Annotated in this window: 18 protein-coding genes; 7 read left to right on the top strand and 11 right to left on the bottom strand. The window is 58.3% G+C overall.

Going from position 1 to position 23,166, the window contains the following annotated elements; all coding sequences use genetic code 11:
- Positions 1-297: 297 nt before the first annotated feature.
- The 7 genes from QPM17_RS16275 to QPM17_RS16245 form a co-directional block, all read right to left on the bottom strand.
- Entirely contained in the window at positions 298-2,289 is a 1,992-nt protein-coding gene (locus QPM17_RS16275; protein WP_285391975.1) for an acetoacetate--CoA ligase, read from the bottom strand.
- Between the two features lie 16 nt (positions 2,290-2,305).
- Positions 2,306-3,085 carry a 3-hydroxybutyrate dehydrogenase gene (locus tag QPM17_RS16270; RefSeq protein ID WP_285391974.1) on the bottom strand — a complete coding sequence of 260 codons (780 nt, stop codon included), beginning with the start codon at positions 3,083-3,085 and terminating at the stop codon, positions 2,306-2,308.
- 12 nt (positions 3,086-3,097) lie between these two features.
- Positions 3,098-4,462 carry a TRAP transporter large permease gene (locus tag QPM17_RS16265; RefSeq protein WP_285391972.1) on the bottom strand — a complete coding sequence of 455 codons (1,365 nt, stop codon included), beginning with the start codon at positions 4,460-4,462 and terminating at the stop codon, positions 3,098-3,100.
- Positions 4,462-5,100, bottom strand: a complete 639-nt coding sequence (locus QPM17_RS16260) for a TRAP transporter small permease subunit (protein ID WP_285391971.1) — start codon at positions 5,098-5,100, stop codon at positions 4,462-4,464. Before QPM17_RS16260 ends, QPM17_RS16265 begins: the two co-directional genes overlap by 1 nt.
- A 116-nt stretch (positions 5,101-5,216) precedes the next feature.
- Positions 5,217-6,269 (bottom strand): TRAP transporter substrate-binding protein, encoded by a 1,053-nt coding sequence (locus tag QPM17_RS16255; RefSeq protein ID WP_285391970.1) that lies wholly within the window; start codon positions 6,267-6,269, stop codon positions 5,217-5,219.
- Positions 6,270-6,594: 325 nt separating this feature from the next.
- On the bottom strand, positions 6,595-8,040 hold the full coding sequence (locus QPM17_RS16250; protein WP_285391969.1) for a sigma-54 interaction domain-containing protein: 1,446 nt from the start codon (positions 8,038-8,040) through the stop codon (positions 6,595-6,597).
- A 114-nt stretch (positions 8,041-8,154) separates the two neighbouring features.
- Positions 8,155-10,263 carry a 3-hydroxybutyrate oligomer hydrolase family protein gene (locus QPM17_RS16245; RefSeq protein WP_285391968.1) on the bottom strand — a complete coding sequence of 703 codons (2,109 nt, stop codon included), beginning with the start codon at positions 10,261-10,263 and terminating at the stop codon, positions 8,155-8,157.
- 371 nt (positions 10,264-10,634) lie between these two features.
- Between QPM17_RS16245 and QPM17_RS16240 the strand changes: the two genes are divergently transcribed.
- Complete coding sequence (locus tag QPM17_RS16240; RefSeq protein ID WP_285391967.1) at positions 10,635-11,540, top strand: alpha/beta hydrolase; 906 nt, start codon at positions 10,635-10,637, stop codon at positions 11,538-11,540.
- On the opposite strand, the gene QPM17_RS16235 is transcribed toward QPM17_RS16240, so the two are convergent.
- Positions 11,537-11,896 (bottom strand): DUF6164 family protein, encoded by a 360-nt coding sequence (locus QPM17_RS16235; protein ID WP_285391966.1) that lies wholly within the window; start codon positions 11,894-11,896, stop codon positions 11,537-11,539. The two genes, QPM17_RS16240 and QPM17_RS16235, sit on opposite strands and share 4 nt — an antisense overlap.
- 83 nt (positions 11,897-11,979) lie before the next feature.
- Here QPM17_RS16235 and QPM17_RS16230 point away from each other — a divergent pair, with 83 nt between their 5' ends.
- The 4 genes from QPM17_RS16230 to QPM17_RS16215 are packed head-to-tail and all read left to right on the top strand — an operon-like array spanning position 11,980 to position 16,473.
- Entirely contained in the window at positions 11,980-13,389 is a 1,410-nt protein-coding gene (locus tag QPM17_RS16230) for a DUF2868 domain-containing protein (RefSeq protein WP_285391965.1), read from the top strand.
- The gene (locus QPM17_RS16225) at positions 13,383-14,813 is read left to right on the top strand and encodes a GTPase/DUF3482 domain-containing protein (protein ID WP_285392154.1); all 1,431 of its coding nucleotides are present in this window, start codon (positions 13,383-13,385) and stop codon (positions 14,811-14,813) included. Before QPM17_RS16230 ends, QPM17_RS16225 begins: the two co-directional genes overlap by 7 nt.
- 50 nt (positions 14,814-14,863) lie before the next feature.
- Entirely contained in the window at positions 14,864-15,259 is a 396-nt protein-coding gene (locus QPM17_RS16220) for an ectoine synthase (protein ID WP_127329184.1), read from the top strand.
- Between the two features lie 11 nt (positions 15,260-15,270).
- Complete coding sequence (locus tag QPM17_RS16215) at positions 15,271-16,473, top strand: MFS transporter (protein WP_285391964.1); 1,203 nt, start codon at positions 15,271-15,273, stop codon at positions 16,471-16,473.
- 141 nt (positions 16,474-16,614) lie between these two features.
- Here the strand turns inward: QPM17_RS16215 and QPM17_RS16210 are convergent, their stop codons facing one another.
- Together QPM17_RS16210 and QPM17_RS16205 are read right to left on the bottom strand one after the other, a co-directional pair.
- On the bottom strand, positions 16,615-17,790 hold the full coding sequence (locus QPM17_RS16210) for a type III PLP-dependent enzyme (protein ID WP_285391963.1): 1,176 nt from the start codon (positions 17,788-17,790) through the stop codon (positions 16,615-16,617).
- A 105-nt stretch (positions 17,791-17,895) separates the two neighbouring features.
- Positions 17,896-18,714, bottom strand: coding sequence for an ATP-grasp domain-containing protein (locus QPM17_RS16205; RefSeq protein ID WP_285391962.1), 819 nt, complete (start codon positions 18,712-18,714; stop codon positions 17,896-17,898).
- 573 nt (positions 18,715-19,287) lie between these two features.
- Between QPM17_RS16205 and QPM17_RS16200 the strand changes: the two genes are divergently transcribed.
- Both QPM17_RS16200 and QPM17_RS16195 read left to right on the top strand, forming a co-directional pair.
- On the top strand, positions 19,288-19,656 hold the full coding sequence (locus tag QPM17_RS16200) for a DUF6746 family protein (RefSeq protein ID WP_285391961.1): 369 nt from the start codon (positions 19,288-19,290) through the stop codon (positions 19,654-19,656).
- A gap of 63 nt (positions 19,657-19,719) precedes the next feature.
- Complete coding sequence (locus tag QPM17_RS16195) at positions 19,720-20,571, top strand: eIF2B alpha/beta/delta subunit family protein (protein ID WP_285391959.1); 852 nt, start codon at positions 19,720-19,722, stop codon at positions 20,569-20,571.
- Here QPM17_RS16195 and hrpB read toward each other — a convergent pair.
- Positions 20,525-23,002: an ATP-dependent helicase HrpB gene (hrpB, locus tag QPM17_RS16190; RefSeq protein ID WP_285391958.1), complete on the bottom strand. Its 2,478-nt coding sequence runs from the start codon at positions 23,000-23,002 to the stop codon at positions 20,525-20,527. The two genes, QPM17_RS16195 and hrpB, sit on opposite strands and share 47 nt — an antisense overlap.
- Positions 23,003-23,166: the final 164 nt, after the last annotated feature.

Genomic DNA, 23,166 nt, shown 5'->3' with positions numbered 1-23,166 from the left:
AACCCGTTACAGGACGATGAAAAGGCAGGATTTTACGAAACTTTCGGACATTTTGGGGATTTCGGAGCATGGGGGATCGTGGTGAAGAGGCTGTCTCCCAAAACCCGCCTCAAGACATCCCTGTGCGGCTTGAGCTCCGCCATCCATGGCTCCGCGTAGGTCGGATTAGGCGTAGCCGTAATCCGACAACAGGTCCACTCGGCACCCCCGTCGCATTTCGCTCCGCTCTATACGACCTACAAATAACCGTAGGTCGGATTAGCGAAGCGTAATCCGACAATCAACCCAACGGCGAACTCACCCCTTCGGCAACAACCCCGCCTCATCAAGGCACTCACCAATCCGGTCCAACGCCTCCGGATTCGCCAATGCATCCCGGTTATCCGCTTTGGATGAGCCGTTGATCAGCCGGGCCACCGCCAGCTCAACCTTCTTGCCGCTGCGTGTGTACGGAATATCCGGCACCTCGATAATATGCCTGGGCACATGGCGGGGGCTGGCGCCCTGGCGGATGCGGGTTTTGAGGGTTTTCCGCAGGTCGTCGGTAAGGGCCTGCCCGTCCGCCGGTACTACCAGAAGCACCACTTCCACGTCGCCGTCGATCTGGCGGCCGACGACCAGGCTGTCTTTTACTTCCGCCACGGTTTCTACCTGACGGTAGATTTCCGCCGTACCGATTCTCACGCCGCCGGGGTTCAGGGTTGCGTCGGAGCGGCCATAGATGATGGCGCCGCCGTGCTCGGTAAACTCGATGAAGTCGCCATGGGCCCAGACGCCCGGGAAGGTGCTGAAGTAAGCGTCCTTGTAGCGTTCGTCGCCAGGATCGTCCCAGAAGCACACTGGCATGGAGGGCAGCGGCTGGCGGCACACCAGTTCACCGCGACCGTGGGTAACCGGTTCGCCATCGTCACCATAGGCAACGGCATCAACACCCAGGAAGCGACACTGGATTTCGCCTCTGCGCACCGGCAGCAGCGGTGTGGAGCCGACGAAACAGCCGCAGATGTCGGTTCCGCCGGCGATCGAGCCAAGCAGTACGTTCGGGGCGCCGTCGCTGTAGACCCAGTCGTAGTCTTCGGGCAACAGTGGTGAGCCCGTGGAAAACACCACACGCAGGGCGCTCAGGTCCAGGTTTTTTGCCGGGGCGAGTTCCGCCTTGCGGCAGCCGGCAATGAAGCGGGCACTGGTGCCGTAATGGGTGACTTTCTCATCAGCCACGACCTGCCACAGATAGTTGAGATCCGGGTACCCGGGAGAACCGTCGACCGTTATAACCGCCGCACCGGTGAGCAGGGCGGATGCCTGCCAGTTCCACATCATCCAGCCACAGGTGGTGAAGTACAGGAAGCGGTCGTCCGGGCCCACGTCACCGTGCAGCATCAGCTCCTTGGCATGGTTGACCAACAGGCCGGCATTGCCATGGACAATACATTTGGGCTTGCCGGTGGTACCGGAGGAATACAGGATATACACCGGATGGTCCGGTGGCAGCGGGGTGAACGAAGGCGCCTGGCCCTGGCCCTCGGCAAGGGCATCGCTCCAGTGGGTCACCCTGTCACCGGGTATGGCGGGCTCGCCCGGCAACTGTTCGATGCTGACCACACAGCGCAAAGTTGGCAGGCCATCAATCAGGCCCGCAAAGTCGTCCTGGCGTTTGAACACCTTGCCGCCGTAGCCGTAGCCGTTGACCACAATCAGGGCCGCCGGCTCAATCTGGCCGAAGCGGTCGAGAATCGCCCCAACACCGAAATCCGGGGAGGCGGAGCTCCAGATTGCACCCATGCTGGTGGCCGCCAGCATGCCCACAAGTGCCTCATAGCCATTGGTCACAACGCCGGCGATGCGGTCGCCCTGCTTGATACCCTTGTTGCGCAGAAAGGCTTCCAGGGCACCGGTATCGGCTTTCAGCTGGGCATAGGTGCGGCGCAGTACCGGACGGGTTTCGCAGTAGGCCACCACGGCCTCGTGATCGGCGTGCTCGCCTTCCGCCAGCCGCAGCAGGTTGGCGGCAAAGTTCAGTTTCATGCCCGGGAACCATTCCGCACCCGGCATGTCCCGCTTGCCCAGCACCCTGTCGGCCGGGGTGTCGCACACCAGTCCGCAGTAGTCCCAGACCTTCTGCCAGAAGGTCTCAAGGTTATCAATCGACCACTGGTGCAGGGCGTGGTAATCGGCAAACGGGCCGAAGCCCTGTTGCTCCAGCCAACCCCGAAATTTACCCATCTGGCAGTTTTTCAGTGTGTCTTCCGAGGGAGACCAGACTACCGGTGATTGTTCTGTGTTGCTCATCCGTCTCTCCTGTTGCTTACTGCATATGCCAGCCATGGCTGACCACAATGGACTGTCCGGTCAGTGCCGCCGAGGGGAAGGCTGCCAGGTGCACCGCCAGCTCGGCAACGTCTTCCAGGGTGGTGAACTTGCCGTCGACAGTGTTCTTCAGCATCACCTTGCTGATCACCTCCTCCTCGGAGATACCCAGCTCCTTCGCCTGTTCCGGGATCTGCTTGTCCACCAGTGGTGTACGGACAAATCCCGGGCAGATAATGTTGCTGCGGACACCGTGCTCGGCGCCTTCCTTCGCTACGGCACGGCACAGCCCCAACATCCCGTGCTTGGCCGCCACATAGGGCGCCTTCAAGGGCGAGGCTTCCAGCGAATGCACGGATCCCATATACAGTATGGTGCCGCCACCACCAGCGTACATCTGATTGAGGGCTGCGCGGGTAACCAGGAACGCACCGTCCAGGTGGACGCTCATCACCTTGCTCCAGTCGGCAAAGGCCAGTTTGTGCAACGGGTCAATATGCTGGATACCGGCATTGGCAAGAGCAATATCAAGCCCCCCCCATTTCTCCACGATGGCGGCAACCCCCCGGTCAACCGCGTTCTCGTCAGTAACATCCATGGCCAGGGCCATGGCGGTGCCGCCGGCCCGCTCGATAGCGTCGACAGCTTCCTGGGCACTCTCGAGGGTGAGATCGGCCACGGCAACACGGGCGCCCTCGCGGCCATACTGTTCGGCAATGGCCCGGCCGATTCCACGACCCGCCCCGGTAATCAGGGCTATTCGGTTTTCTAGACGCATTTTATTATCTCCTTAGTTGTAAGCGACACCGGGCAGCCAGGTAGCGATCTCGGGCACCAGGAACACGATCGCCAGTCCCACCAGCTGAATGATGATGAAAGGTATGACCCCCCTGTAGATGTCCATCACGTCGATTTCCGGCGGTGCGACACCTTTGATGTAGAACAGGGCAAAGCCTACCGGTGGCGTCAGGAACGACGTCTGCAGGCACATGGCAAAGAGAATGGTGAACCACACCAGATCAAAACCCAGCGTCTGAACCACTGGCGCCACCAGCGGCAGGATGATCAGGGTGATCTCAACCCAATCCAGGAAGAAGCCAAGCAGGAACACCGCGAACAGAATGGTCAACACCACGCCATAGGGTCCGAATGGCAGACCCAACAGCGCGTCTTCGATCACCTGGTCGCCACCCAGGCCACGGAGCACCACGGAGAATGCCGTCGCACCCAGGAAAATCGCAAAGATGAAGGCAGACGTGCGAGTGGTCTGTTGCAACGATGAGTTGAGTACTTTCAGGTTCAGGCGTCTGGCCATCAACGCCAGTATCAGAGCGCCCAGGGCACCAACGCCGGAAGCCTCCGTCGGCGTGGCTATACCGGCAAAGATGGAACCAAGTACACCCAGAATCAGCGCAGCCGTGGGTACCACTGCCTTGGCCACTTCCCAGACAATACTCCAGGATACTTTCAGGGTACCTTCAGGCACCGGCGCAATGTGAGGCTGCAACATGGGACGGAGAATGGCATAGGCCACGTACATGGCGCCCAGCATTAAACCGGGGAAGAACGCGCCCATAAACAGATCACCCACCGATGCTTCTGGCACCGCCAGCCTGTCCGCCATCAACACCAGCATGATGGATGGCGGGATCAGGATCCCCAGGGTGCCTGTGGCGCAGGCAGTGCCTACGGCAAATCCCTTGTCGTACTTGTTCTCCATCATCACCGGCAGGGAGAGCATGCCCAGAAGCACCACAGAGGCGCCGATGATACCGGTGGTGGCCGCCAGCAATACACCGATGACAATGACCGTGACCGCATAGCCGCCGCGAACCGCGCCAAAGAGTTTTACCATGGCATTCATCAGTCGTTCGGCAACACCGGACTGGTCAAGCATGATGCCCATGAAGATAAACATGGGCAGAGCCACAAGGGTCTCGCTGTTTACGACCTTCCATATCCGCTCAGGCACCAGCCCCATGGAGGAGGGATAATCAAACCACAGATTGGCGCCAAAATTTTCAACAGCCACCACACCGACAACCGTCCAGATGACTGCGGTGCCACCCAGGACCCAGGCCACCGGAAAACCGGTCATCAACAATGCCCCGAACGTCAGGAACATGCCGATTACAAATAGGGTTTCAAGCTCCATCAGGACGCATCCTCTTTCTTGTTATTGCCGGACTCGACCCGGATTGGCTTCGGAAAGCCGAAAAGCAGAGCAGTTACTTTCAGCAGACGGGACAGGGCAGCGATGATCAGAAGCACAAAAGACAGAGCCAGAACGCTCTTGAGAATCCAGCGGTAAGGAAGCCCGGCAGGTGCCTGACTGGTCTCACCCTGTTGCCAGGAACTGAAGGCGTAGGGAACCATTTCGTAAACCGCCAGCCCGAGAAAAGGTAACAACAGGAATACCAGGCCGAACAGTTCGATCCAGGCCTGGCCTCTGAGCGACAGGCGTTCATGAATCACGTCCACCCTCACATGATCATCCGTCACCAGTGTGTAGCCCAGCCCCAACAACCAGCCGGCACCAGCCAGGTGCCACTGGACTTCTTCGAGCATTACCGAACCCTGCCCAAAAGCATAGCGGCCCACCACTGCATAGATGATCACGCCGGTGACCACCACCCAGAGCCAGGAAGCACTCTTGCCAATTGCCGAAATTGCACCGTCTATAACCTGGCTGGGCCAGGTTGTGGGAAATTCCGTGTGATGATGAATGAACTTACCGGCGTCGGACACGGATGCCCGCACATCCTGCGGTGAGTCTTTTCCAGACACTGTCATACAACAGTTCCTCGTTCAGAAAGCCTGTCGTGAAACAAGGATGGCCCCGAAGGGCCATCCAGACTTGATCACAGAACACCGGAGTTGTTTCCGGTGTTCAAGGTCAGCCCCCGACTTTACAGATCAGCCGGAACATAGGCGCGTGTATCCCATATCTTGTACGTTTCCATAAATTCCTGCTGGCTTTCGTAAACACGCTTGAAGTCGGCATCCTTGGACGCTTCTTCTTCCAGCACTTCCTCAGTAACCGCCTTCAGCTCTTTCAGGACATCGCGGGGAATCTGGTCAGCCTGAACCCCCTTGTCCTGGAATTCAGCAAGCACTTTGCCGTTCTTGTACTCACCCTCGGCGAGGCCACGGGTGGTAGCAGCGGTGCATGAAGCCTCAACCAGTGCTTTCTGCGCAGCAGTGGCTCTGTTCCACTCGTCCTTGTTGATCAGCATGTACTGGGCGGTGAACTGCTGGTGCCAGCCCGGGAACAGGTTGTACTTGACCACCTGATTGAAGCCGAGGATCTGATCGATGGCAGGCATGGAGAATTCGGTCGCATCAATGGTGCCTTTCTCCAGTGCCTGGTAAAGCTCACCACCCGGCATCATGGTGACGGAAGCTCCGAGTTTTTCCAGAACCTTGCCACCCAGACCTGCGAAGCGAATCTTCAGGCCTTTGTAATCTTCCAGTGTTTCGATTGGCTCTGAATACCAACCCGCTGTTTCAGGCCCGATAATACCGCACAGTTGGGCATGCACATCGAAGCCCTTGTTGGCGTAGGTTTCCTGCAGCATTTCATGACCGCCACCAAAGTAATACCAGCCAATGTAAGCCGGTGGCTTCATGCCGAAGGGTACAGCGGCAAACAGGGGAATCGCCGGGACTTTACCCTGGTCATAACCGATCCAGGTATAACCGGCAGAAACCTTGCCATCGGAAACAGACTGCAGAATATCGAAAGGTGGCACCAGCTTACCCGGCTCATAGACGCGAACCTGGATGCTGCCATCGGAGGCGGTGTTAAGGTTATCGGCAACCCAGGCGGCAGGTGAACCCAGACCCGGAAGATTGGTGGCGAAGGCGACCGGCATTTTCCAGCGCAGGTCATCCGCGAAAGCCGATCCCGAAGTCAGGGCGATCGCACCGGCGATACCGGTAAGGGCCTTGAAGAGTTTCATTGGCAAGTCTCCTAACATTGTTGTTGTATTCGGCCGCACAGGGGCATCCCGAGGGGCCTGATCCAAGTGTAGTCAGACATCGCAGGAAACGAGACAGACAAGATTTAATTTGGGTCCAACGAAAGCGCCAGTCTTGTTTTCTGCGTTGTTCTGACGTCCTGCAACCGGGATGTAGCAGACACTATGCCAATCATTTTTTTAATATATTAATCAGCAAGATAGAAATTCTCAAAAATGCACAACAATCAGGAACGTCCGGATTTCCGGACGCATATAGACGTCAGTCGTAGGGGTTTGTGCTGATAGCTGGACAGGTGTCCGGGTTTCAGGACATTTTCGCCAGCTTCTCATAAAGCACTGATCGTGAGATACCCAGCAGTTTGGCTGCACGGGTCCGGTTGCCACGGCTTGCCACCAGCGCTTCCTCAATAGCCTGTGCCTCGGCGTCAGCCAGGGTTTTGGCAAGGGGGCGCACTGGCTGCGGGACCAACGACGAGGCAGGCCTGTTGCCACTGCGGGGCAATACCTTGAAAATGGCATCGGCATCCAGCAAACCACCATCCTCCCCCATGGTCAGGGCCCGCTCCAGAACATTCCGCAGTTCACGGATGTTACCTGGCCAGTCGTAACCGCCCAGAGCAGCAACACCGGCATCAGTGATCTCTCCCCTCATGTCGAGGCCATCACAGATCTCACCCAGCAAAGCCTCACATAGCACACCCAGATCGGCGAGCCGATCCCGCAGAGGGGGAATGGGTATTTCCAGTACGTTCAGCCGGTAATACAGATCCGAGCGGAATTCGCCCTCGGCGATCATTGCCTCCAGGTTTCGGCTGGTGGCGGCAATGACGCGCACATCCACTGACGCCACCTTGTTCGAACCCAGGGGCTCAATTTCACCTTCCTGCAAAGCCCGTAGCAGCTTTGCCTGCAGCGGTAACGGCATATCCCCGACTTCATCCAGAAACAGAGTACCGCCGTTCGCCAGCTGGAACTTGCCCTCGCGGGTGCGTCGGTCCGCGCCGGTATAGGCCCCTGGCGCAACACCAAAAAACTCCGCTTCCAACAGGTTGTCAGGAATGGCCGCAACGTTCACACCCACAAACGGCTTCTCCGCACGCGTGGACACGGCGTGAATTGCCTGCGCCAGCACTTCCTTGCCGGTGCCCGTCTCACCCAGCAACAACACAGGCATATCCCGACCCGCCGCCAACCGGGCCCGGCGTTTAACCTCCAGAGCCGCGGGACTGGCTCCGACAAAGTCTGCAAGGTTGTAGCGGGTTCCCCGTGTCTTTTTCGCCAGCGCCTTGCGGGCCGCTGCCAGATCCTGATGCAGACGTCGATATTTGGCGACCAGTGGCGTCAGAGGCTGCAGATCGTCATACAGAACAAACGCCACCGCCCCCACAATCCGACCCTCGTCGTCATAGAAGGGCAAACGGGTTACCACCAGCTGTTGGTTATTGTGTTCCATGATGTCGAGCAAAAGCGGTTTACCCGTCTCCACCACTTCCGGCATACGGGTCCGGGGAATCACCTGGCGTACCGGCTTGCCAATCACACTGACAGGGTCACCAAGACCCAGCAGATGGGAATAACTGCTATTGATCCAGGTAATACGGCTTTCGTGATCCACCGCTATGGCGCCTGCACTGGCCTCTTCAAACATGGGGAACAGCGCTTCGATAAGGTCCCTGGTCAGGCCACTTTTATTATTCTCGCTAAACAGCTCTGTCATGTACCCTGCACCACCGGGTTGGATGTTATTCATGGCAATATCCATGGCACCCGGCGAACCGGGTGCAGTGACGGAAGTATATGGCTCCCCCGGAACGGGGGCAAATAATGACGGCCCGCAACCCCGGCAGGCCGCCTGAAGGGCGCTTCAGTCCGGGATCTTTACCTGATCATCGGCGAACACAATGCGGTCACCTACATCAGGATTGCCCGAAATCGGAGTCAGGTTGGCCTCCGACAGTGGTGTCGTAATGTCTCCCCGCGGCACTGTTCTGACCACCTGACTGGGTGGCAATGCCTGCTTGTCGGCAAGGTTGGCCCACACCAGATCCAGCGCCTGGAAGAAGTAATGGTGCAGGGGCACATACCGATCCGCCAGTCCCGGGAATCCATTCAGGACATCAAGATGGTGGGCATTGAGGATCTCATAGTACCGCAAATTGCTATTACTACCCTCTACCCGCTGGTTCAGGCCAAAATAGGGCCGGGATGTATGGTTGATGGGCAGGATGGCGTCAGCACGACCGGTTACGAAAACCGTCGGCTTACCCTGCAGGTTTCCAGTGGCGCGAATCTGGCCAATGCCATCGGCAATCCGGTCGGACATGTCAGCAGCGGCGCCGGAAAGCGGTACTCCAGAGACAACATCCGTCCCGACCGCGAGACTCCTCAGACACAACAGCGCATCCAGACCAAAATCCTGCTGGCTGGAACTGGGCGAGGCGCTGACTGCGAGGTTCGTGGGCTGACCTTCCGCATTGTCATACACCAGGTTCACCCCGGCACTGGGTGGAATACCATTGCTTGCCGAGAATAGCGCGGCTTCCTGGGCGTCGCTGAGCTGCGTAACCGCTCCCCCGGCTCCCGTGGCAGCGAGACTGATATTACACAGGCTGTCTTCCACACCGGCTTTGCCGTAGGCATTGGCGTAAGTCACGGAAATTCCCTGAGCCACCGACAGGCCGAAGTGCACGGGCGCAAGCAGGTTCTGTTCGGGCTGGATGCCCACCTCTTCTTCCAGGATGCGAAGTGCATCAGATGCCCGGTCATCCGTGGTAGCACCGGAAACCAGACCCTTGTTTGCCAGTGAGTTACAGATATTTTCTGCGATGGTGAAATTGTTGAACACAGCGTTCAGAGGTGCATCATCACGAATTTCCGGCGCAATATTCGCGCAACCCTGGTACACCGCCAGCGCCGTGGTGTAATCCAGCAGGCTACGACTGTGCTCGGCGAGCACAGGGCCGTCACCCTGACGGATGGTGAAGCTGGTATCCACCTGCGGGTTAACGTTGGGTTCCGATACCGCCACGCCATCGATCAGCCCGCTATCATCCAGTTCCGCCGCGCGAACGGACGCACCGCCTCCATTTGAGACACTGGAAGCGATCACCAGGGTATTTTTCGGCTTCACCTTCACGACCTTGAGGCCGATGCCGGTTTCCTGTCCAAACTTCTCGTTCAACACGTAAAAGCCGAACTCGATCGACTGGAGTACATGCCGACCCCAGTCTGCCTCGGGATTGACACGGGAATGGGCATGTTTATAGGCAAAACGGTCTGGCCAGGTGGCGTCGAAATCCGCCCGCGCCTGGTCATCCAGATCGGCACGAAACTGCACCGGTTCATCGGCCTGGGTGAGTGTTCCATCGATACGTTGCGCGGCATTGGTGGCCAGATTATGGGAGCCGGTGCCAGTACCCTTGTCGGTATAAACCACCGCACATCCTTTCTTCAGGCCCCATTCACCGGCAGTGCCGATAGCTCCGTAGATACCCCGTGAACCCGACGAGGGCGCTGTAACAATGCAGGCCTGGTCCAGATCAAAACTGTCCGGAACCTGGACCATCACAGTCACCGGTACATCACTGTCCTCAACCGACATATAGGCCAGGTGCTCTTCCCCGGGGATCATGCCTTCGCCCCCATTGCCCACCTGGGGTCCGAAGAATTCGCCATAACCACCACCAGGCACGGTGTCCACCAGGGCCCGGTAATTATTGTAGATAGCCAACGTCCGCAATTCCTCGGCCGTTGGATTGATGGGATCGTCAAACGCAGGCGCTGTTCCACTGGCAAGGCCACTGGCGCCAAGCCCACCGGTCAGCAGGTCGTTGGTAGTGCCATCGTACTGACTTGATTGAACGTCGCCCTGAATGAAGTCCGGGAGCTGGTTGAACGGTAAGCCACTTTCCTTGCAGGCAGACACGGTTAACGTGACCGCACCGATTAACGTGCATTGCAGTAGTGTTTTCATGATCATTCCCTGTTGTTTTTGTTTGACACTGGGAACCCGGCGCACAAGAAGAACACCGGGCACCTGTTGTGCAGCCATGCGTATCCTGTGCCAAAAAAGCAGGTCTTTGATATTAAAGATGAAATGAAGAAACTTCTGAAATCCGGGAAGCTGGTTTCCGGATAACCGGACAATGCAGACCCGATGAGAAGACGAAAAAGCCTGCACTCAGCGCTCCAGGGACCGCGGCGAGCATCTGTAGCGATATCCGAACACTGTCCTGTTTGCCAGACAGTCCACATTTGATAGGCGCGATTCCCGCTGGGCCAGGCATCCACCAGCGGCATCTCCCCGTATCAGTTTGTGTCGCTCGGTAAACTGACGGAAAACGAATGAATCCCCTTTACCTGCTGGTTATTTTCGCTGGTGCCCTGCTGACTGCCTGCGCTTCTCACCAGAACGCACCGGAGCAGGTAGAGCAGGCACCGGAGACCAGCTTCAACACGTCAACAGGCATCACCTTTTCCCCGGATGGCTGGCCCCAGACCCTGAAGGCTGACCTCTACCTGCCCGAAGGCAACCAACCGCTCCCTACCGTGCTTCTTGTCCACGGCGGAGGATGGGAACGGCGCTCACGGGAGGATATGACGTGGATTGCCGAGCATCTTGCCGGCAGGGGTTTTGCAGTCATGAATATTGATTACCGGTTTGCGCCGGAGCACATCTTTCCCGCTCAACTGTATGATCTGCAGATGGCCATGCACTGGCTCCATGAAGAGGCAGATACTTACCAACTGGACCGGGACGCCTTCACAGCGTTCGGGTTCTCATCCGGTGCCCACCTCGTCAGCCTGATGGCACTGGTCGCCGAATCCCGACACCCGTTAAACCAACCTTACGGAGGTAAGCATGCCCGGCCAGTAGCCGTTGTTGCGGGAGGACTGCCCAGCGATCTTCGCGCCTTCGGCTCGGGAAAACTGATCCGCCAGTTTCTTGGTGGCGAACAGGAAGACATTCCCGGTGTCTACCGGGCTGCCTCACCGATTACCCACATTACTGCCGGCGCGCCGCCATTCTTTCTTTTCCATGGCGCCCAGGACATGCTGGTACCTTTCAGCCAGGCGAAAGAGTTCCGGGCCCGACTGACCGACCAAGGCGTTGAGAGTGAACTCTACCTGATGCATCTGCGGGGCCATGTCACCAGCTTCCTTACCGCCGGTAATGCGGTTGAAAAGGCCACTGGCTTTCTGGTTCGGCACACCCGGACCACCCGGGAAACAGTCAGAGCGGGCAATTAAAGGGTGACAAAAGGAGCTATGGTCAGCCCGAGAATGACAATAATGGCCAGGCAGGCTGCAATGGTCGTAACCGGCCTCTGCCGCAAACGGTGCCAGACCCCGCCTGTCCGCCCGGCCGCCAGATCCTGTTCGTAGATCTCGCGCTGGCGTTGCAGACGTTCCCGCTGGTAGTTATCCAGCAGTTCCCTCGCTCGCCGGGCCTCCTCGTCATCGTTAACCCAGAAACCACCCATGCTGATACCCCAACGGCTGGGCGGGGTTTCGTAGTAGGGCACATTGTGGGCCTCGAACAGGTCACGGATTTCATCCGCCTCGTCGTCGGGCACGTGACGCAGGTTCATCAGATGGTTGGTCATGTTATGTCTGGCACCAGGTTATGGGATACCCTTATCCTAGCATTCCAGGACGGCTCACACCGCCCAGTACACCAGGATAATCAATGCCAGACAGCGCCATTCGACGATTATTGGAGTTTGACAGCCAGGTCCAGCGGGACAGCGATCAGTCGCAGGCGTTCCTGCATCGGAGAGACCGCCGTTTCGCACTGAACTGCCATGACAAGGGCCAGCTTCCCAGCCCTGACCTATGGCTTGAGCATGTGCATCGACTACGGACACCGTTACCGACCGAAGACCCCTTGCGCCGGTGGCGGCATCTGACCGCAGGGTTTGCCATCGCGGGCCTGATCACCGGTGTTATGGCCATGCTTGGGCTTCTGTTTTACGACGGCGGCAATAGGATCAACCTGACGGTTATCCTGGCGTTCGTACTGCTCCAGTGTTTGCTGGCCGTAATCACTACCGTGCAGGCCTTTGCCGGCTGGCAGCCCTGGCGCTGGTTATTACGAAAGCTGTTCCGGACCCGCCCACCCGATGTACTGCGGCCACTGCAACCCATGCTGATGGCCCGTGCCGCCCACACCGGCGGGCTGATGTTTGGTCTGGCCGGACTGCTCACTCTGCTGGTACTTGTCGTGGTTCAGGATCTTGCGTTTGGCTGGAGTACGACCCTCGAGGCGGGGTCCGACAGCTATTACCAGCTGCTGGCAGCCCTCGCCAAGCCTTGGCAGAACCTCTGGCCCGCCGCATTTCCCGACCGGGATCTGGTGGAAGCCACACGGTTTTACCGCAGTGGCAGCGATGGCTCCGGGAATCCCGCACTCTGGGGCCAGTGGTGGCCATTTGTCGCCATGGTCTGGAGCACCTATGTGATCCTGCCAAGGCTGGTGCTACTGGCTCTTGCAACTATCCATCCCGGCATAAGGGCCCGCAGGGAACTTGCCCGGCATCCCGGAATGATTGCCCTGCAATACCGTATGGAAACCCCGGCCCTGGATACCGGCAACCTTCATAATGATGCTGCCGACCAGCCCGACACCAGCACCAATGGGCAGTTGCACCCGCTGCCTGGAGGACAGGTCCTGATCCGTTGGGCCGGTGCCGGTGAACCCGAACTTCCCGATGCCCTGACTGTGGGCTACCAGGACGTGCTCGCAGCGGGTGGCAATGCGTCCCTTGAGCATGATGACCATGTCATCCAGAAGGCAGGTCAACTGCTTGCTGGCGCCGCCGAACCGGCGGTGGTGATCGTTACCCGCAGCTGGGAGCCGCCAACCGGTGAATTGGCGGATTTTCTGCACGGCGCCCGAAAGTCCTGGCCGCCAACCACTCTGGTTGCCCTGGTGCCAGTGGCTGCAGAACCAGACCAGCCGCCCCCTGAACATCAACTGAACCAATGGCTGCGCTTCGTCGACAGGTTCGCAGACAGCCGGATCGTCGTCAGCGCTCCTGATATGGCTTCACCGGAGGCCCGCATACACCGCGCTCTGCAGGACGGATACCAATCATGAGAGCGCCAGTGTTTGCCGTGGTTGGCCATCCCAACAAGGGAAAATCGAGCATTGTCGCCACCCTGTCACAGAACGATGCCATCGCAATCGCCCTGGAACCGGGAACGACCCGACAGTGCCAGGAATACCCGCTGACAGTGGATGGCCAGATCCTCTACACCCTGGTTGACACTCCCGGTTTCCAGCGTCCCCGCCGTGTACTCGAGTGGCTGGAAGCCCACAGCGTAACCGCCTCGGACCGGGCAGAAACCGTAAGGGCATTTGTGATCCAACATCGTGGTGATGGCGGATTCACCGATGAGTGTGAATTGCTGACACCACTGATCGAGGGCGCGGGCATTATTTACGTGGTTGACGGCTCTGTACCCTACAGCGCACAGCATGAAGCCGAAATGACCATCCTGCGCTGGACCGGGAGGCCCAGCCTGGCGCTGATCAACAGCATCGGTGAGGATGATTACAGCGACACCTGGACAATGGCGCTTGGCCAGTTCTTCCAGGTTGTCCGCAAATTCGATGCGGTTCGCGCTCCATTTCAGCAACATATCAGCCTTTTACGGGCGTTTGGCCAGCTTGAGCCCGCCTGGGAAGAACCCCTGGAGAAGGCAACCGCCTTTCTCCTGGCCCAGCGGCGTCAACGCAGGACCGAAGCGGCTGCCCTGATCGCCCGCACCCTGGAAGAGATGATGTCGTTCCGCGAGAAACGAACGCTGACGACACTACAGACCAGTGAACTGTCCGATGAGGAACTGGCCAGGCAGTTGCGAGCCAGTTGGTATCACAACCAGCGAAAGCGGGAGCAGCATCTGCGAATTGCCATCGAAAAACTCTATGAGCATCACCGCGTGGAGCGCCAGGAAGCCGAACTCGAATGGCACAATGAGCATGACCTGTTCAGCGAGGACAGCCGCAAGGCCTGGGGCGTTAACCGCCGCTACCTGGCGACAGCCGGATTCGGAGCCGGCGCTGTGGGCGGCGCGGGCGTGGATGCACTGGCCCTTGGCCATTCATTGGGAGCCGGTACACTGGTCGGCGGATTGATCGGCGCTGCGGGCAGCTATTTTTATGGCGACCGCCTGACTTTACCGGTACTGAATACCGGTGTACTGAGCAACGGGCTCAGAACCGCCACTTTTGGTCCTGTACAGGACAGCCAGTTCGGCTATGTTGTATTGGGAAGGGCGATCAATCACTGGTGGCATATCAGCCACCGCAATCACGCCGGTCGCGAACTGCTGGACCTGGCGCCGGCAGATAACCACTGGCTGGAGCACCTGGACCGGGCCAACCGACAGATCATTCACCGTGCCCTTGAACGCTGCCGTAAACAGCGAGCTCTGGACGACAGAACCCGGATGGCATTGACCACGGCCATTGAACAGGCCATGGGCGCCTACGACGACTGGCGGTTGAACCGAACCTGACCAGGACGTGTATACTAAAGAACTGCTCCACCAAAAAACGAGGGATAAGTATGAAAATTGTACGAGTTGAGGACATCATCGGCACCGAGCGGGAAGTCACCGGACCGGGCTGGACCAGCCGCCGTATGCTGCTCAAAAAAGACGGCATGGGCTTCTCGTTTCACGAGACCATTATCCCTGCCGGCGCCGAACTTAACCTCTGGTACAAGAACCATCTGGAAGCAGTTTACTGCGTCGCGGGCAACGGCACCATTACCGACAAGGAGACCGGCGAAACCCACGAGATATCCGACGGCACCCTGTACGCACTGGACAAGAATGACCCCCATACTCTCCGTGGTGGAACCGAAGACATGCGCCTGATCTGCGCCTTCAACCCGCCCGTCACCGGCCGCGAAGTCCATGACGAAGACGGCGCCTATACTCTGGACACCAGCGACATTTAAGCCCCGCCACCGTGGCTGAATCCTCAGATACCACCGCACCGCCACCCGTAGCAAAGTTGCTCCCGGTGGCGGTTCTGCTTTGGCTGGCCGGCATTTACCTGCGTATACCGATATTGGTGGCACCGCCACTGGCTCCGTTCATCAGCGATGAACTCGGCCTCTCCCAGGCCCTGACCGGGGCACTTACTACCCTGCCCATACTGATGCTGGCCATCGGCTCCATGCCCGGCTCCCTGGCCATCGCCCGGCTGGGCCCACGGAACACACTGGCCCTGGCCATGATGATCATGGTCATCGGCTCGGCCGGCCGCGGCCTCTCCCCGGACACCGTCACCCTGATGCTGGCCAGCGCCGTCATGGGCCTGGGCATTGCCATGATGCAGCCATCTTTGCCCGCACTGCTACCCAGATGGCTGGAACCCCACCACCTCGCCATCGGCTCCGCCATCTACATGAACGGCATGCTGATGGGAGAGTTCATCGGCGCGGGCATCACCCTGCCGGTATTGATGCCGCTGATGGACGAGAGTTGGCGAGCGACTCTGCTGGCCTGGTCATTGCCGGCTTTACTGGTGGCCGCAGCGCTGTTCCTGCCCAAAAGAGAAATGTCGCGGCCGGTAAAAAAACCCGCATGGCTGCCTGACTGGAAAAACCCCCTCACCCTGAAAATAGGCCTCCTGCTCGGCCTGTCCGGCTCCCTGTTCTTCGGCCTCAACGCCTACATGGGCAACCTGCTGGAACAACAGGGCAACTTCGACATGCTTGCGGACGCCCTGTTCTGGTACAACTTTGCCCAAGTGATCGCATCGCTGGTTATGCTGAAAATGGCGAGATACTGGGTGGGCCGGAAATTTCCCATCATCGTGACCGCGAGTTGCAGCATCATCGGTACAGTTGGCACGCTGTTGTTTACCGGCTCGTGGGCTATCGCAAGTGCAACGTTCATGAGCTTTACGGCGGGTATTCTGCTTATTCTGCTGGTGGCGTTACCACCGGTACTGGTGGAATCCAAAGAAACCGGAAGATTGTCAGCAGGAAACTTCCTGGTCGGCTATACCCTGGCGTTTTCAGTTCCCATGATTGGCGGCTTGTTAGCCGACTGGGGCAACGACGCCCGATACGCCGTGGGTTTCATCATCGCCTACTGCGTTCTGGTACTTCCCCTGACATTTACCCTGGACCTGAAACGACAAAAGGGCCAACCCGAGGGTTGACCCTTTGTTTGGTGCCATTGATCTATGCTGTGCCTGGCCGCGGGGTGGGAGGTATATTTTCCTTGGAAATGGAACTGGCTTCGCTCAGACACCCATTTCTGGCTGAAAATATACCTCCCACCCCACGTCCTTACCTCAAGCTTAGATGTAATAGTCCTTCAAGGGAGGAAACCCGTTGAATTCAATGGCGCTGTAGGTGGTCGTATAGGCACCCGTAGACAACCAGTACATTCTGTCTCCAATCGCCAGATTCAACGGCAACGGGTACTTGTGGTGCTCATACATAATATCGGCGCTGTCACAGGTCGGCCCTGCGATCACACAATCTTCGCCTTCTCCGGATTTTTCGGTGTAGATCGGGAACTTGATGGATTCGTCCAGGGTTTCGATCAGGCCACCGAATTTACCAACATCCGTAAATACCCAACGGTGCAAGGCAGTGCGCGACTTACGGGAAATCAACACCACTTCACTGACCAGAATACCGGCGTTGGAAATCAACGAGCGGCCCGGCTCGATAATAATTTCCGGCAAATCATCACCAAAATCCTCATCAAGGAAACGCTTGATCTCCTCAGCATAGGTTTTCAGGTCATTGGTGCGGGTGATGTAGTTGGCGGGAAAGCCGCCGCCCATGTTGATCATCTTCAGCTCGATGCCGTCTTCTTCCTTCAGGCGCTCGAAGATCACTTTCACCTTGCCCAGGGCCGCGTCCCACGCGCCGATTTCCCGTTGCTGGGAACCCACGTGGAAAGAGACACCGTAAGGCACCAGGCCCAGGTCACGGGCGAGGATCAACAGGTCCATGGCCATGTCGGTCTGGCAGCCAAACTTGCGGGAAAGGGGCCAGTCGGCGGTCAGGGTGCCTTCGGTGAGGATGCGAACATACACCTTCGAGCCCGGGGCAGCCTTGGCGATGTTCCGCAGGTCCGCTTCGGAGTCGGTGGCAAACAGCCGCACGCCCTTTTCGTAGAAGGTGCGGATGTCCTTTGCCTTCTTGATGGTGTTGCCGTAGCTGATGCGATCGCCGGTTACGCCCAGACCCATGACCTTTTCAAGTTCATACACAGACGCAATATCAAAGCTGGCACCCTTGTCCCGCAGCATGGTCAGAACCTGCGGGGCCGGGTTAGCCTTGACCGCGTAGTAGACGTTGGCATAGGGAAAGCCTTCCACCAGTTCGTCGTACTGACGGTCGATGGTGGCGGTGTCGATCACCACGCACGGAGTTTCCTTGGTATCGGCAAAAGCCTTGATACGGGCAAAGGTCTCGGCGTCGTAGTAATCAGCGATGATGGCGTTGGCAGACTCGGTCATGGATGGATTTCCCCGGTGAATTCGCGCGATCATCGGGCTTTTTCGCCGGCTCGGATATGAGCATATCTACCCATACTCCCACGCCAGCTTTCAGCCCGCCCCGAACTACACCGCAACCGGCCAAAGCGGCGCCGGCCCGGTAGGTCCGTCGGGATCTTCCGGCTCGGCGTGTTGCTGCAGGTAGTCGAGAATTGCAGTCTTCAGATCGCTTCCCTGTCCCAGCCCCTGGTTTCCGAATAACCGGTTGAACTCGAGCACGTAGGGGTAGCCTTCCACCAGGGCAATGTCGAAACCGGCATGATCCACACCCAGCTCCCGTGCCAGACGCAACGCCAGATCCGTTACCACGGACGGCACCCGGCCCTTATCGATACGTCCGCCCTGCGACACGTTATTGTAGAATCCCTGATCCGCCTGCGTCCGCCAATAGGCAGAGACCACCCGGTCCCCGACAATCACCACCCGCACATCCCGGTCGATCGGCAGGTATTCCTGTGCATACAGCACAGGGGTCTTCTCACAGTAACGTTGCCAGTCGGCCCGGTTCTCGATCAGCCATACTCCTTCGCCCATGCTCGCCTTCGGTAACTTGGCCACAAACGGCAGTACCATGGCATCCCAAACCGCCTGTTGTTCCTCGGGGCCATTGGCCTCTATCAATGTCCATGGCGTGTGCTCCGGAGCCACCACCTGGAAAGCACGGGTCATCTCCACCTTATCGTGGCCAATGCGATAGCTGGCAACGCTGGGAAACACCCGGCATTTCAAACCATAGACCAGGGCGTTCAACTGCCAGTATTCCGGGAACAATACCCAGTCTGCGTCTCTCAGCAGTTCCTTGTGGGCCAGGAACTGTTCGGGTTTGAGTACTTTGGTGTCCGGGAAGCCAAGGGTTCGGAATATGTCGAAGGAAACCAGTTTCATGTGCGTGGGTGCTTGGTTGAGTTGGTCGCATTTTATACGGGTTTTGGTTGGGTGCAATGGTTATTCGCTTGGTAGGACTGTTGGAGTTGGAGGAGGGGTATGGGGGTGTTTTATTTTTCAAATGAAAATGAACTCGCTTCGCTCAGACACCATTTTCTTTATTGAAAAATAAAACACCCCCATACCCTTAGGTAACTCCAGTTGTCGCTACGAACTGCCTGGATTTTGCCCGGGCTTATCTGGAAATCTGTTATCTCCACACCTGCAAGGGTGTCCATCCGAAAAGATCTGAAGTCAAACCACAGCCCAACCAACGCTTTCAGTAACGACATCACCATTTTCAGCAAGAGCGGGGTGGTGGGGGTATTTTTCCGCCAGGAATGGGTGTCTGAGCGAAGCGAGTTCCATTCCCAAGGAAAAATACCCCCACCACCCCGATCCCCACCAAAATCACCAGTCCTACCAGAAGCCAGAGCCCAAAAAACTGACAGAAATCATTGCCACCACAACAAACTTACCCTAACCTTGAACGCGAACTATTATCATTATTGATATCGACAAGGAGAAAGCGATATGAGAAAACAGACCCTGGCACTGCTCGCCTGTGTTGCCCTGACGCTTCCAGTGTCTTCGTTTGCTGACGAGGTTGAACACTATGAAGGCAAGGAATCCGCCAACCTGAAAGAAGCCGTGGCCAATTTTTCCGAGTACAACGAAAAGCTCGAGAAAATCCTGGACGGAGAACTGACTCCAGAAGCCATGAACGAGATCCATCAGCTTACCTACACGCTGGAAAACGCCCTCGGCACCATCAATGAGGAATTTGACGAACTGGCGGAAACGCTGGAAGAGATCCACCTGGCCTCGGAGAGTGCCGATACCGAAGGCGTCGCCAGTAATGGCAAAGAGTATCTGGAAACCAGCCGCACGGTGATTGAATAAACCTCGCGGACAACCGGTATTCCCGCTGCTACCCTTGAACCTGAATGGCAGGGAGTAGCAGCGATGACCCGTTTTGATGACAGAGCACAGGAACTACTGAACCGGCTCCGGGAGGATTACGAGTCCGGGGCCACTGCACTGGCCCTGGACACGCTCCGGGGCCTGGCGGCCTATGTGGAGGCAACTGACCCGCATCCGACCGATCTCACCCCTCTGCTGCATGAACTCCGCAACGCCCGCCCCAGCATGATTGTCATTGGTAACGCCATGGCGAAGGTGGAGGCGCTGTTAAATGGCGGCGACATGCCCCAAGCTGTAGTCAACCAGGTTACCCGTGAACTGGACAACGCCGGTTCAGCCATAGCCAGGCATGCCATCAGTAAGATTCCCGCCAATGCCGTAGTCATGACCCACAGTGCCAGCTCGGTTGTGCTGGCACTGTTTCGTTTGCTTGCCCGGAAGCAGCACCGGTTTTCCGTTATCTGCACCCAGAGCAGTCCCGGCATGGAGGGGCACCAACTGGCGCTCGCCCTGAACGATCTGGGCATTGCTGTCACGCTGATTACCGATGCCCAGATGGGCCTGTTCGTATCCCGGGCGGATGTGGTGATAACCGGTTGCGATACCTGGCTGGCGGATGGGCACTTCATCAATAAGAGTGGGACCTGTCTGCTCGCCCTGGCGGCCCGCGCCCACCACAAACCGTTCTGGGTGCTGGGAGACAGTTTCAGGAAAAGTGACCAGGCCAGTGATGACGTCACTCTGGAAGAAATGCCGGTAAGCGAATTGCACGCACCAGAAGGGGACTGGATTACCCCCCGGAACATCTATTTCGAAACCGTTCCGGAATCCCTGGTGACGGGCGGGATCAACGAGCAGGGCGCTTTTTCGTTCCCTGACTCGCCTCAGCAGTAAACGGGTCCTCCGGCCAGGGGTGTTTCGGGTAGCGCCCGCGCATGTCCTTGCGTACTTCCGGGTAGGCATTGCGCCAGAAGCTGGCCAGGTCCGCGGTGACAGCCAGTGGGCGTTGCGCCGGGGAGAGTAGATGGATAACGACGGGTATCCGACCACCGGCCACAGTCGGAGTCTCCGTCCAGCCGAACAGGGCCTGGAGTTTCGCCGCCAGCACCGGGCCGCTTTCGCCGGTGTAGTCCAGCGTTACCGACTGGCCGGTAGGGATAGTCAGGTGGGTTGGCGCCAGCTCATCCAGCGCTTTTTGTTGCCGGTAATCCAGCAGGCTGGCAAGGGCCTGACAAAGATTGAGCTTTTCAAGATCACGCCAGCGAGTCATTCCTGCCATGAAGGGCCCAAGCCAGGCTTCAAGGTTGTCCGTGAGCCAGCGTTCGCCAACCTCCGGCCATTCTTCCGGGAAACAACGGGCCAGCAGGGCGACCCTGGCAAGCCACTGCTCTGCAGAGGGCGTCCAGGGCAGGCTTTTGAGACCCTTTTTTCTTACCGCCGCAAGCAGCCCCTGCTGTACCAGCTCGGCAGACGGAGCAGGCAAGGCCGTTTCTTCCAGCACCAGCTGCCCCAGTTTTCTGACACGGCGGGCCACGACTGTTCCGCGGCTGTCGTCCCAGGCCGCTTCCTCCCGTTCATGAATATGATTGGCAAGGTCCTGTTCCAGTAGCGCAGGGTCAAGCGGTGCGGCCAGATAGATTGTCGCCTCCCTGGCCTCGCCATCAAGCTCGGCCGTCGCCAGCCATTGGTGTCGGGCCAGCGGGTCGTCGTCCCGAAGGGCCGCACCTCGCCCGTTACTGAGTTGGTATCGGGGAGCGTCTCCGCGGCGTTTACGGGCAACCCGGTCCGGATAGGCCAGGGCAAGCAGACGACCCACTTCGTCGTCGGCGGGCATCTCGTTCGGGCGCTCCAGATGACCGGCCAACCGCGACACCGACTTGCCAATGGCTTTTACCCTTGCCACATCGATCCCATATCGAGGGCCCTGCCCCCGAAGGATCCGTACCCGTTCCTGCATGTCCGCTCCGGCTGATCGCCCGGCCAGATCCCGTTCTTCGAGCAAAGCTGCAAGCTCCGCCGCGAGATAACCATGGCCCAGGTCACGAGCCCGGAGAATCATATGGGCCAGCCGCGGGTGCACACCCATATCCCGCGCTGCCTTGCCGTGTTCGGTTATCGCCCCGTCGACATCAAGCATATCCAGCCATTGCAGCAACTCCACAGCCTGCTGCCAGTGTGCTGCAGGCGGCGGATCAATCCAGTCCAGCTGTTCCGGCGACCGTGCACCCCACTTGGCCAATTCCAGCACCAGAGGCGCCAGATCGGCCTCCTGTATTTCCGGCGGGGTGAATTCCGCCAGACCAAATTGGGCCGACTCACTCCACAACCGGTAGCAGCAACCCGGTTCGATTCGGCCGGCGCGCCCCTTACGCTGCTCCGCCGATGCCTTTGAAACCCAGCCGGTCACCAGCCGTGTCATGCCGCTGTTGGCGTCGAACACAGCCCGGCGCTGCTGGCCACTGTCGATAACCACACGGATACCCTCGATGGTCAGGCTGGATTCCGCAATGGCGGTAGCCAGGACTACCTTGCGATAACCCTCGGGCGCTGGCGCAATCGCGCGGTCCTGTTCGTCGTTCTTCAGGTTGCCGTAAAGGGGGGCGACAATTACGCTGCTGTGTACCTGTCCCTGAAGCTGTCTTTCGGCCCGTCGTATTTCCCCGGCACCCGGAAGAAATACCAACAGCGACCCGGTCTGGGCCTCCAGCGCCTCCTGAATCACCGACACTACCTGCTCTACCATCCGGCCATTTCGGGGAAGCGGTCGATAGGCCACTTCCACAGGAAAAGCACGGCCTTCACTGGTCAGTACCGGTACGTCGCCCAGCAGGCGTGCAATGGGAGCGGTATCCAGGGTTGCCGACATGACGATCACCCGCAGATCCTCCCGCAACGCCTGCCGCGACTCCCGCACCAGAGCCAGACCTAAGTCAGCCTGCAGGGATCGTTCGTGAAATTCGTCGAAAATGACCACTGCATAGTCTTCCAGCACGGGATCGTTCTGGATCAGCCGGGTAAGAATGCCTTCCGTCACCACCTCAATCACGGTCGCGGAGCTCACCCGCGTATCCAGCCGCGTTCGATAACCCACCGTCTGGCCGGGTTTCTCCCCCATCTGCCCGGCCATATACCGTGCCGCCGACCTGGCAGCCAGCCGTCTCGGCTCCAGCATCAGAATCCTGCGGCCTTGTCGCCAAGGTGCATCCAATAACGCCAGGGGGACCCTGGTGGTTTTGCCGGCACCGGGTGGGGCCTGGAGCAGGACCGTGGTTTCGGATTCCAGGGTTTTCAGGAGGTCCGGGATTATTTGGGTGATTGGGAGCATTGGTTCTGCTTTGGTCAAGACTGGTCGGGTTGGGGGAGGGGCGTGGGGGGGGGTTTTTTTTTTTTTTTTTAATTAAAGTTTGAGGAAAGACCAAAAAAGCATCATAACAAAAAAAAACCACACACCACAAACAAAAAGAGTATATAACTTACAGAAAAAAATGT

It is taken from the genome of Marinobacter azerbaijanicus (genome assembly GCF_030250645.1).
Taxonomy (GTDB): domain Bacteria; phylum Pseudomonadota; class Gammaproteobacteria; order Pseudomonadales; family Oleiphilaceae; genus Marinobacter; species Marinobacter azerbaijanicus.
This window is presented reverse-complemented; position numbering and strand designations above follow the sequence as displayed.

Bases quoted from the DNA above. Each gene is read 5' to 3' on its own strand.
- QPM17_RS16275 (WP_285391975.1), bottom strand. From the start codon at position 2,289: ATGAGCAACACAGAACAATCACCGGTAGTCTGGTCTCCCTCGGAAGAC.
- QPM17_RS16270 (WP_285391974.1), bottom strand. From the start codon at position 3,085: ATGCGTCTAGAAAACCGAATAGCCCTGATTACCGGGGCGGGTCGTGGA.
- QPM17_RS16265 (WP_285391972.1), bottom strand. From the start codon at position 4,462: ATGGAGCTTGAAACCCTATTTGTAATCGGCATGTTCCTGACGTTCGGG.
- QPM17_RS16260 (WP_285391971.1), bottom strand. From the start codon at position 5,100: ATGACAGTGTCTGGAAAAGACTCACCGCAGGATGTGCGGGCATCCGTG.
- QPM17_RS16255 (WP_285391970.1), bottom strand. From the start codon at position 6,269: ATGAAACTCTTCAAGGCCCTTACCGGTATCGCCGGTGCGATCGCCCTG.
- QPM17_RS16250 (WP_285391969.1), bottom strand. From the start codon at position 8,040: ATGAATAACATCCAACCCGGTGGTGCAGGGTACATGACAGAGCTGTTT.
- QPM17_RS16245 (WP_285391968.1), bottom strand. From the start codon at position 10,263: ATGAAAACACTACTGCAATGCACGTTAATCGGTGCGGTCACGTTAACC.
- QPM17_RS16240 (WP_285391967.1), top strand. From the start codon at position 10,635: ATGAATCCCCTTTACCTGCTGGTTATTTTCGCTGGTGCCCTGCTGACT.
- QPM17_RS16235 (WP_285391966.1), bottom strand. From the start codon at position 11,896: ATGACCAACCATCTGATGAACCTGCGTCACGTGCCCGACGACGAGGCG.
- QPM17_RS16230 (WP_285391965.1), top strand. From the start codon at position 11,980: ATGCCAGACAGCGCCATTCGACGATTATTGGAGTTTGACAGCCAGGTC.
- QPM17_RS16220 (WP_127329184.1), top strand. From the start codon at position 14,864: ATGAAAATTGTACGAGTTGAGGACATCATCGGCACCGAGCGGGAAGTC.
- QPM17_RS16210 (WP_285391963.1), bottom strand. From the start codon at position 17,790: ATGACCGAGTCTGCCAACGCCATCATCGCTGATTACTACGACGCCGAG.
- QPM17_RS16205 (WP_285391962.1), bottom strand. From the start codon at position 18,714: ATGAAACTGGTTTCCTTCGACATATTCCGAACCCTTGGCTTCCCGGAC.
- QPM17_RS16200 (WP_285391961.1), top strand. From the start codon at position 19,288: ATGAGAAAACAGACCCTGGCACTGCTCGCCTGTGTTGCCCTGACGCTT.
- QPM17_RS16195 (WP_285391959.1), top strand. From the start codon at position 19,720: ATGACCCGTTTTGATGACAGAGCACAGGAACTACTGAACCGGCTCCGG.
- hrpB (WP_285391958.1), bottom strand. From the start codon at position 23,002: ATGCTCCCAATCACCCAAATAATCCCGGACCTCCTGAAAACCCTGGAA.